This is a genomic window from Allobosea sp. ASV33, assembly GCF_016428755.1.
In the GTDB taxonomy this organism is placed as follows: Bacteria; Pseudomonadota; Alphaproteobacteria; order Rhizobiales; family Beijerinckiaceae; genus Allobosea.
Window position 1 is genome coordinate 1 of sequence record NZ_JAELTI010000181.1, and the last position, 3017, is coordinate 3017.

2 protein-coding genes are annotated in these 3017 nt (G+C 67.2%); one reads left to right on the forward strand and one right to left on the reverse strand.

Going from position 1 to position 3017, the window contains the following annotated elements:
• On the forward strand, nt 1-1294 hold a 1294-nt coding region (locus JHD80_RS26885; protein WP_199093603.1), incomplete at its 5' end, for a M3 family oligoendopeptidase.
• Between the two features lie 109 nt (nt 1295-1403).
• Here JHD80_RS26885 and JHD80_RS26890 read toward each other — a convergent pair.
• Nucleotides 1404-2939, reverse strand: a complete 1536-nt coding sequence (locus JHD80_RS26890; protein WP_199093605.1) for an outer membrane beta-barrel protein — start codon at nt 2937-2939, stop codon at nt 1404-1406.
• Nucleotides 2940-3017 lie beyond the last annotated feature (78 nt).

Sequence of the window (3017 nt, forward strand, 5' to 3'; positions counted from 1 at the left end):
GTCGATCACCGGTGCTGCCGCGTGGAACCGCCTCTTCGACGAGACCATCGCCTCGCTGCGCTTCATCGTCGACGGCACGGAGCTGACGCTCGAGCTCACGCTCAACAAGCTGCAGGACAGCGACGGCGAGATAAGGCGCAAGGCGGCGGAGGCGCTGAGCACGGTGTTCCGCAAGGAGCTCCGCATCTTCGCGCTGATCACCAACACGCTCGCCAAGGACAAGGAAATCTCCGACCGCTGGCGGAAATTCGAGGATGTCGCGGATTCCCGCCATCTCGCCAATCGGGTCGAGCGCGAGGTGGTCGATGCGCTGGTTGCCGCCGTGCGCGAAGCCTATCCGCGTCTCTCGCACCGCTACTATCGCCTGAAGGCCAAGTGGTTCGGTCGCGAGGAGCTGGATTTCTGGGACCGCAACGCGCCGTTGCCGCAGGTCGAGCAGCGCACGATTCCTTGGACCGAAGCGCGCGAGACCGTGCTCTCCGCCTATGGCGCGTTCTCGCCGGAGATGGCGGCGATCGCGAAGCGCTTCTTCGACGAGCGCTGGATCGACGCGCCGCCGCGCCCCGGCAAGGCGCCCGGCGCCTTCGCGCATCCGACCGTGCCGTCCGCACATCCGTATGTGCTGCTGAACTACCAGGGCAAGCCGCGCGACGTGATGACGCTGGCGCATGAGCTCGGCCATGGCGTGCATCAGGTGCTGGCCGCGCCGAACGGGGCCTTGATGGCGCCGACGCCGCTGACGCTGGCGGAAACGGCGAGCGTCTTCGGGGAGATGCTGACCTTCCGCAAGCTGCTCGACTCGACCACCAATCAGAAGCAGCGCAAGGCGATGCTGGCGGCCAAGGTCGAGGACATGATCAACACGGTCGTGCGCCAGATCGCCTTCTACACCTTCGAGCGCAAGGTCCATGAAGCGCGCCGCGAGGGCGAACTGACGCCGGAGGCGCTCTGCGAGATCTGGATGAGCGTGCAGGCGGAGAGCCTCGGTCCGGCGATCCGGCTGTCGAGCGGATACGAGCCCTATTGGTGCTACATCCCGCACTTCATCCATTCGCCCTTCTACGTCTACGCCTATGCCTTCGGGGACTGCCTGGTGAATTCGCTCTACGGCGTTTACCAGAACGCCGCGGAGGGCTTCCAGGAGCGCTATTTCGCCTTGCTCTCGGCCGGCGGCAGCAAGCCCTATGCGGAGCTGCTGGCGCCTTTCGGGCTCGACGCGAAGGACCCGGGCTTCTGGCAGATCGGGCTCAAGATGATCGAGGGCATGATCATCGAGCTCGAAGGGATGGAGTGATCTCAGCCGTCATTCTCGGGCGAAGCGAAGCGCAGACCCGAGAATCTCGGGACGAGAAGACACTGGTTTCCGAGATGCCCGGGTCAGGCCCGGGCATGACGCGCTTGAATCAGAACTGCACCCTCAAGCCCACCTGCGAGACATTCGCGGTGTAGTCCGAGCCCTGCGCCGTCGAGTTCAAGCGCTCATGGGTGAAGCTTGCGCGGATGGCGAAGGTGCGCGTCAGCTTGTATTCGAGCCGCGCGCCGACATTCATGAAGTCCTCGCGCAGGCCCTGGCCGTCATATTCGGTCCGGCTGAAATTGGTGAAGCCGGTGAGGGTAAGGTTGCGGCGCAAGGCATGGGCTACCTCCAGCGTCGCGCGCCGCACCGTGGTGCCGGACGAGCCGGCGATCGTGGTGTCGCCGAGTTCGGCGGTGCCCCGCAGCGTCACCGTGGTCAGCGGGGTCGGCGACCACAGGATCGAGGCGTCGCCGACGAAGCCGCGCAGGTTCTTCAGGCGCGTATCGTCGTAGTTGCGGTCCTGATAGCCGCCGGAAATCTCGCCGGTGAGCTGCCGGCTGATCTCGAAGGTCGAGCCGACACGGCCGGTGATCCCCTTCGAGGAGCGCATATAGCCGCTGGAATCGCTTTTCTCGTCGAAATCGCGCTGGTCGATCTCGGCCTGGACGAAGGGCTTGATGCCGGGCGTGACCTCGTAGGCGGCGCGCAGGCGCAGGCCGTATTGCGTGAGGTTGCGGTCCTTCTGCGACAGCATCGCGCCGTTGGACAGATGGGCATCCTCGTAGTCGCTGCGATCGACCGAGCCGCGCAGCGTCAGTTGCAGCCGGTTGATGTCGTGAGTGACACCGGCCGAGCCGCCATACTGGAAGATCTGCGGGCGCCCGGTGACGTTGGCCGTCAGGTCGGGCGAGCCCGGGCGCTGGGTGTCGAGCTTGAGGCGTGACTCCAGGAGGATGCGGGTGTCGCGGGTGGCATCGAGCCGCAGGTCCAGACTGCCGTCGGCATCGGGGCGCGAGGCGTCCTTGTTGCGGAAGAAATCGAGATAGCCGCCGCTGATCTTGCCCTTGAGCTCATGGACGTTCCAGTCAGACTGGATCGCCAGCTCGCCCTCGTGGCGGCTGAAGCCCGAGCCCTTGGTGCCGCTGGCGGAGGTCCGCTGCGGATTGGTATCGTAGCCGACCGAATTGGTGACCGAGGGGCGCAAGGTGATCGAGCCGAGCCGAATGCCGAGCGGGGCATAGGGATCCTCTTCGGCCGCAGCGCGCCGCCGTGGCGGCGGGGATGGGGCGGGAGGCGGCGGCGGCATGACCGCGACCGCGGGCGGCGGCGGCCGGAACTGGCGCTGGGTGACCCCGCGCAGCGTCGGTGCCTGGATCGGCTGGCTGGCGCGTGGCGGCTGCCGTCCCGAGACGGCCGAGCCCTGCCGCTGGACCAGCCCCGCCGGATCGCGGATGGCTTCGGGGTCGGCCGTCGCCGGCGTGAGGGCCGGTTCGGGCGCCGCGGGTTGCTGCGCCACATAGGTCGGCGTGCCCGTCCTCAGATTCCCGCGTGGCATCTGCTGCGCCTGCGCCGTCGTCAAGGCGAGCGCTAGCCCGGCCAGGGCCGTGCCGGAGAGAAGCAGGGTCGTCGCGCGGCCGGACACGGGCGTCGCAGGGCTCCAGAAGGCGGGGCGCGCGGATGGCGCGCATGGTTAATGGAGTTAGAACGAACAGGGTTAAGG